Origin of the sequence: Streptomyces sp. BE20, assembly GCF_036322525.1 — a bacterium.
Taxonomy (GTDB): Bacteria; Actinomycetota; Actinomycetes; order Streptomycetales; family Streptomycetaceae; genus Kitasatospora.
On sequence record NZ_JAQYWW010000508.1, the window covers coordinates 43,810 to 50,291 of the forward strand.

Sequence of the window (6,482 nt, forward strand, 5' to 3'; positions counted from 1 at the left end):
ATCCCACCTCGCCGAGGAGAGAACAGTGCCCGCCGAACCGATCCCCGCGCTCCTCCCCGAGACGGCGTCCTGGCTGCGCCGACGCTCGTGGAGCGCGGCCGACCGCCCGATGGACGTCCTGCTGGCGGCCAAGCGCGCACTGGGCCCGGCCGGCACGGTCAGCGTCGTCCTCCCCGCCCTGGACGAGGAGGCCACGGTCGGCGACATCGTCCGCACCATCCGCCGCGAGCTGGTGGAACGGCTGCCGCTGGTCGACGAACTGGTCGTCGTCGACTCCGGCTCGGCCGACGCCACCGCCGCGGTCGCCGCCGAGGCCGGTGCCACCGTCGTCCACCGCGACACGATCCTCCCGCGGCTGCCCGCCGCCCCCGGCAAGGGCGAGGTGCTCTGGCGATCGCTGCTGGTCACCCGCGGTGAGATCGTCTGCTTCGTCGACGCCGACCTGCGCGCGTTCGATCCCGCCCTGGTCTCCGGCATCGTCGGCCCGCTGCTCACCGACCCGGACATCCAGCTGGTCAAGGCCATGTACGACCGCCCGCTGGAGACCGACGGGGCGGTCGTCCCGGCCGGCGGCGGCCGGGTCACCGAACTGGTAGCCCGCCCCCTGCTCAACCTGCACTGGCCGGAACTCGCCGGTTTCGTCCAGCCGCTCGGCGGCGAGTACGCGGCCCGCCGTTCCCTGCTCGAACGTCTGCCCTTCCCGACCGGCTACGGCGTCGAACTCGGCCTGCTCGTCGACGCCCTGGAGACGGCCGGGCTGGACGCGCTCGCCCAGGTGGACGTCGGCGTCCGCCACCACCGGCACCAGGACGGCCAGGCGCTCGGCCGGATGGCCGCCACCATCTACCGCACCGCCCTGGAGCGGCTCGACCGCACCCACCGGCTCAAGGCCGCCGCCGACCTGGTCCACCCGCTGCTCACCCAGTTCACCCGCGACCCGGAAACCCGTGCCTTCACGGCCCACACCCACCCGGTCACCGCCACCGAGCGCCCGCCGATGCACACCGTCCCCGAATACGCCACCCGGCACTGAGGGGTTTGCGACCCGGGACCCCCGGCAACCAACCAACCATGGGCGATCTCACGACCGAACGTTCGAATTCGACCGGCACTGCCCCCGTCCTGGTGGCGTCCAACCGGGGACCGGTGTCCTTCGGCACCGCGGACGACGGCACGCTGACCCTCCGCAGAGGCGGCGGCGGCCTGGTCTCAGGGCTGTCCGCCATCGACGACCCGGACGCCGTCTGGGTCTGCGCCGCCCTCTCCGACGCCGACCGCAGGGCCTCCCGGGAGGCCCCCGACGGACGCCTCGACCGGGCCGGCCACGACGTCGGCGGGCAGGCCGTCCGGATGCTGGACATAGACCCGGAGACCTTCGCCCGGGCCTACAACGGCGTCGCCAACTCGACACTGTGGTTCATCCACCACCTGCTGTACGACACCCCGACCGCGCCCGCCTTCGACGCCGACTTCCGCACCGAGTGGCAGGCCTACACCGCGTACAACGCCGCCTTCGCCGGGGCCCTCGCCGCCGAGGCCGCACCCGGCGCCGCCGTCCTGGTCCAGGACTACCACCTCTCGCTGACCCCGGCGCTGCTCCGCGCCGCCCGCCCCGACCTGCGGATCGGCCACTTCTCGCACACCCCCTGGGCCCCGCCCGAGTACTTCCGGCTGCTGCCCGACGACATCGCCGAGACTGTCCTGACCGGCATCCTCGGCGCCGACCGGGCCGGGTTCCTCACCCGGCGCTGGGCGCTCGCGTTCGCCGACTGCTGCGAAGCCGTCCTCGGCGCCGCCGTCGACCGCGACGCCCTCACCGTCACCCACGAGGGCCGCACCACCCACCTCGGCGTGCACGGTCTCGGCGCCGACGCCGGCTTCCTGCGCGAGCGCGCCCACCGCCCGGACGTCGACGACCGCCTCGCCACCCTGCGCGCCGCCGTCGGCGACCGCCGGACCGTCGTCCGGGTCGACCGCACCGAGCTGAGCAAGAACATCGTCCGCGGCTTCCAGGCGTACCGGCACCTGCTGCGCACCCGTCCCGAGTGGCGCGACCGGGTGGTCCACATCGCCTTCGCCTACCCGTCCCGCACCGACCTCGCCGAGTACCGCGCCTACACGGCCCGGGTGCAGGCGCTGGCCGAGGAGATCAACGAGGAGTTCGCCACCCCCGGCTGGCAGCCGGTGATCCTGCACGTCGACGACGACTTCCCGCGCTCGCTGGCCGCGTACCGGATGGCCGACGTCGCCCTGGTCAACCCGATCCGGGACGGCATGAACCTGGTCGCCAAGGAGGTCCCGGTGGTCTCCGACGACGGCTGCGCCCTCGTCCTGTCCCGCGAGGCCGGTGCCCACGCCGAGCTCGGCGAGGACGCGCTCACCGTCAACCCGTACGACGTCGTCGCCACCGCCGAGGCCCTGCACGCCGGGCTCACCATGCCGGCCGGCGAGCGCGCCGACCGCACCAAGCGGCTCGTGGCCGCCGCGACCGCGCTCCCGCCCCAGCAGTGGTTCCTCGACCAGCTCAACGCCCTGCGCTGAGCTCCTCCCCCAGCGCCGCCAGCAGTTCCACCACGCCGGCCGGGCCCGGGACCACCAGGTCCGCCCGGTCGGCGAGTTCCCGCACCGGCGCGTCCCCCACCGCGCCGCTGCAGACCGTCACGCCGGCCAGGCCCTCCCCGCGCAGCTTCTCCACGGCCGCGAAGGCCGCGACGTCCCCCAGGTCGTCCCCCGCGTACAGCACAGACCGGGCGCCGCGCTCGCGCAGGAAGCCCTCCAGCGCCGCCCCCTTGTCCACCCCCGGCGGTCGCAGCTCAAGGACCAGCCGACCGGGCTCCACCACCAGGCCGTGCTCGGCCGCCAGTGCGCCGACCGGTTCCACCAGCCGCTCGAACGCGACGGCGGGCTCGGCCGTCCGCCGGGTGTGCACGGCCAGCGACCGGCCCTTGTCCTCCACCCACGTCCCGTCCGGCGCCCCGGCCGCCGCCAGGACGTCCGGCAGCGCCGCCCGGACCGCGGCCACCCCGGGGTGCACCGGCGGCGCGGTCAGCTCACCGGCCTCCCAGCGCTCCGCGCCGTAGTGCCCGAGGACCACCACCCCGCCGACCTCGGCGAAGCCCCCGTACTCCACCGCCAGCCCGGCCGGGCGCCCGGTCACCACCACGACCGCCCCGACGTGCGGCACCAGGCCGCGCAGGGCGTCCGCCGCGCCCGGGTGCGCCCGGGCACGACTCGGGTCGGACACGATCGGTGCCAGCGTGCCGTCGAAGTCCAGGGCGACCACCGCCGCCCGCGGCTCTTCGAGCAACGCCGCCAGGCCCGCCCGTCCGTCGTCCGTCAGCGGTCGCGCAATCTCAGCAAGGCCCATGACAGGGACCGTACCCAGGCCGGACGGGGGTCATCCGTCGACGCGGCGGTCGGGCTCCCGGGGCGGGCGCCGGGGCGGCGCCCGCCTACCGTGCCGCGCGCCGCGCGTCCCGGACCCGCCGGAGCCGGTTCACCAGCACCGGCGCGTGCGCCAGTGCCTCCGGTCGGTCGAGCAACGCGTTCAGCAGCTGGTAGTACCGGGTGCTGGAGAGTCCCAGCTCCTCCCGGACGGCCCGTTCCTTGGCGCCGGCCGTCCGCCACGACCGGCCCTCCAGCTCCAGCACCGCCCGGTCCCGCTCGTCCAGCTCACCCGCGCCCATGCCGGCCAGCCTACTTGCGGAGCCTCGCGGCCTCCTTGACGGCCGTCTGCTGGAGGTCCTCCAGGACCGGCTTGGGGTCGGCGGTCGCGGCCGCCCCGATCCCGGCCTTGATCCGGTTGGAGACCTCCACCCAGGCCGGGTCGCCGAACGGGTAGAAGCTCGCGTTGCCCAGCCCGGCCGCGAACTGCTTCAGGGCCTCGTGCTTGGGGTCCTTGCTGATCGCGTCGAAGGCGTCCTGGGTGACCGGCAGCAGGTTGTAGGTCTCGTCGAACTTGAGCTGGTTGTCCTTCGCGTAGACGAAGGAGAGGAACTTGCGGATCTCGTTGCGGTGCCCGTTGGCCTTGAAGGCCATCATCCAGTCGGCCACCCCGAGGCTGCCGGTCTTCGCCAGGCCGTCCTTCTTCGGGATCGCCGTCGTACCGAAGTCGATCTTCCCCTTGGCGGCCATCCGCAGCAGGGTCGGGTGCCCGTTCAGCATCGCGACCTTCCCGGCGGCGAAGTCGCTGAACACGGGGGTGCGGTTCATCTTGCCGGGTTCGGGGTAGGTCAGCCCGGTGGCGACCAGGTTGGTCCTGAGCCAGTTGAAGGTCGCCTGGTTCTGGGTGCTGTCGATGGTGTAGTTGCCGACGTCGTCGGAGAGGCTGCCGCCGCCGCTCAGCGTCCACAGCATCGACTCGGCCGGGGCCTCCTCCGGTCCGAGCGGGAGCCCGTACGGCGTCACGCCCGGCACCTTGGCCTTGATCTTCTCGGCGGCCTGCTTGAGCTCGTTCCAGGTGGTCGGCGGCTTGTCGACGCCGGCCTTCTGGAAGATCGCCTTGTTGTAGAAGAGCACCCGGGAGGAGGAGACGAACGGAATGCCGTACTGCGTGCCGAGCACCTGCCCGGCGTGCGAGAACGACTCCATGATGTTCGCCTGGGTCTCCAGCGAGAGCACGTCCGAGGCGGTGTAGAGCCGGTCGGCGCCGGCCTGGTCGGCGAAGCCGCCGGTCTGCAGCAGGTCGGGCGACTTCCCGCTCTTGACCAGGTCGTCGACCTTCTTGCCGATGTCGGTCCAGCTCTCCACCTGGACGTCCACCTTGATGCCCGGGTTGGCGGTCTCGAAGCGCCGGGCGAGGTCGTCCCAGTACAGCTTGGAACTGGTCTCCGCGCTCTCGCCGTAGTCGGCCGCGACCAGCCGGAGGGTGATCGGGCCGTCGTCCTTGCCGCCGCAGCCGGTGAGCACCAGTGCTCCGGCCAGTGCGATGCCGGACAACCGGGTGGGGACCTTGGCGCGCCTGTCCAACGCGGGTACCGCCTTCGAGGGGGAGTCTTGCGGGAGCGACGAACCGAATCGGGGGGATCCGGCCGGGGGGAGGCGGCAAGGGTGCCAAACAGGCCACTCAGTGGTCCACACCTGTGGCCGGTCCGCGCCGGGTAGTTATCGAAGTGCGGAGGTCGTTGCACGATGCGCAATGAAATTCGGCCGTCCGACCTGCCGGACCCGGCCTCAAGGGATCCGGTCCGGTTCGTGCAAAGCGCCGCACACCGCATACTTCTGCGACAAAGCTCACCCCGCTGGACCAGACCAATCCGACAACTGGACTAGACCTCTCCGACCCACCCAAGGGAAACTGTCCTCCGTGAAGCACGTCATCGCACTCGATGTAGGCGGCACCGGCATGAAAGCCGCGTTGCTCGCCCAGGACGGCTCCGTGCTGTTCGAAGCACGACGCCCGACCGGGCGGGAACACGGCACGGACGCCGTGGTCGCCGCCATCCTCGACTTCGCCGCCGACCTGGCGGACGAGGGCCGCAGCCGCTTCGGCGTCGCCCCCGTGGCGGCGGGAGTCGCCGTCCCCGGGACGATCGACGAGAAGAACGGCATCGCGGTCTTCTCCGCCAACCTCGGCTGGCGCGACCTTCCGCTGCGCAAGCTGCTGGGAGAACGCCTGGCCGCGGCGGACGGCGGCGCCATGCCGGTCGCCCTCGGCCACGACGTGCGCTCCGGGGGTCTCGCCGAGGGCCGGCTCGGCGCCGGCCGGGGCGTCGAACGCTTCCTCTTCATCGCCCTCGGCACCGGTATCGCCGGCGCCATCGGCATCCGGGGACGGATCGAGGCCGGAGCCCACGGCTACGGCGGCGAGATCGGCCACGTGGTGGTCCGGCCCGGCGGTCCCCAGTGCGGCTGCGGCGCCCGCGGCTGTCTGGAGACCCTCGCCTCCGCCTCCGCCGTCTCCCGCGCCTGGGCCGAGGCCGTGGGCGACCCCGACGCCGACGCGGCATCCTGCGCCGTCGCGGTGGACGCCGGGGACGCCCGCGCGGTCGCGGTCTGGCAGCGCGCCGTCGAGGCCCTGGCCGACGGCATCGTGCTGGCCCAGAGCCTGCTCGACCCGTCCACGGTGATCGTCGGCGGCGGGCTCGCCGAAGCCGGGGACACCCTCTTCACCCCGCTGCGTGCCGCGGTCACCGAGCGTCTGACCTTCCAGATGCCCCCCGAGGTCGTACCGGCCATGCTCAAAGACACCGCCGCGTCCCTGGGCGCGGGCCTGCTCGCCTGGGATCTGCTCTCGATGGAGGTGACCGCGTGACCGCGCGGAATCAATCTGCGGCCCTGCCGCGGCGAACCGCACTGGCCGGTGCCCGGCTGGTCCTGCCCGGCGGCATCGTCGAGGGCGACCGTCTCGCCGTCGAGGGCACCCGGATCGCCGGTCTCGGCGGCGCCACCACGGCCGGTGACCTCGACCTGACCGGGTACACCGTCGTCCCCGGCTTCGTCGACCTGCACGTCCACGGCGGCGGCGGCGCCTCCTACGCCTC

At 73.3% G+C, this 6,482-nt stretch carries 6 protein-coding genes and 1 pseudogene; 4 read left to right on the top strand and 3 right to left on the bottom strand.

Going from position 1 to position 6,482, the window contains the following annotated elements:
* The first annotated feature begins 25 nt into the window (after nucleotides 1-25).
* Together PUR61_RS07975 and PUR61_RS07980 are read left to right on the top strand one after the other, a co-directional pair.
* A complete protein-coding gene (locus PUR61_RS07975) occupies nucleotides 26-1,033 on the top strand; it encodes a glucosyl-3-phosphoglycerate synthase (protein WP_329877159.1) in 1,008 nt (335 codons plus the stop codon).
* Between the two features lie 38 nt (nucleotides 1,034-1,071).
* Nucleotides 1,072-2,541: an alpha,alpha-trehalose-phosphate synthase (UDP-forming) gene (locus PUR61_RS07980; protein ID WP_329877161.1), complete on the top strand. Its 1,470-nt coding sequence runs from the start codon at nucleotides 1,072-1,074 to the stop codon at nucleotides 2,539-2,541.
* Here PUR61_RS07980 and otsB read toward each other — a convergent pair.
* The 3 genes from otsB to PUR61_RS07995 all read right to left on the bottom strand — a co-directional run bounded on the left by otsB (nucleotide 2,525) and on the right by PUR61_RS07995 (nucleotide 4,938).
* Nucleotides 2,525-3,367, bottom strand: a complete 843-nt coding sequence (otsB, locus tag PUR61_RS07985) for a trehalose-phosphatase (protein WP_329877163.1) — start codon at nucleotides 3,365-3,367, stop codon at nucleotides 2,525-2,527. The two genes, PUR61_RS07980 and otsB, sit on opposite strands and share 17 nt — an antisense overlap.
* Nucleotides 3,368-3,452: 85 nt before the next feature.
* On the bottom strand, nucleotides 3,453-3,686 hold the full coding sequence (locus PUR61_RS07990; RefSeq protein WP_327679814.1) for a DUF3263 domain-containing protein: 234 nt from the start codon (nucleotides 3,684-3,686) through the stop codon (nucleotides 3,453-3,455).
* A gap of 10 nt (nucleotides 3,687-3,696) precedes the next feature.
* Nucleotides 3,697-4,938 (bottom strand): extracellular solute-binding protein, encoded by a 1,242-nt coding sequence (locus tag PUR61_RS07995; protein ID WP_329877167.1) that lies wholly within the window; start codon nucleotides 4,936-4,938, stop codon nucleotides 3,697-3,699.
* 367 nt (nucleotides 4,939-5,305) lie between these two features.
* Between PUR61_RS07995 and PUR61_RS08000 the strand changes: the two genes are divergently transcribed.
* Both PUR61_RS08000 and PUR61_RS08005 read left to right on the top strand, forming a co-directional pair.
* The gene (locus tag PUR61_RS08000) at nucleotides 5,306-6,253 is read left to right on the top strand and encodes an ROK family protein (protein ID WP_329877169.1); all 948 of its coding nucleotides are present in this window, start codon (nucleotides 5,306-5,308) and stop codon (nucleotides 6,251-6,253) included.
* Nucleotides 6,250-6,482 (top strand): annotated as a pseudogene (locus tag PUR61_RS08005) (N-acetylglucosamine-6-phosphate deacetylase); the annotation flags it as partial. The gene PUR61_RS08000 and the pseudogene PUR61_RS08005, both read left to right, overlap by 4 nt.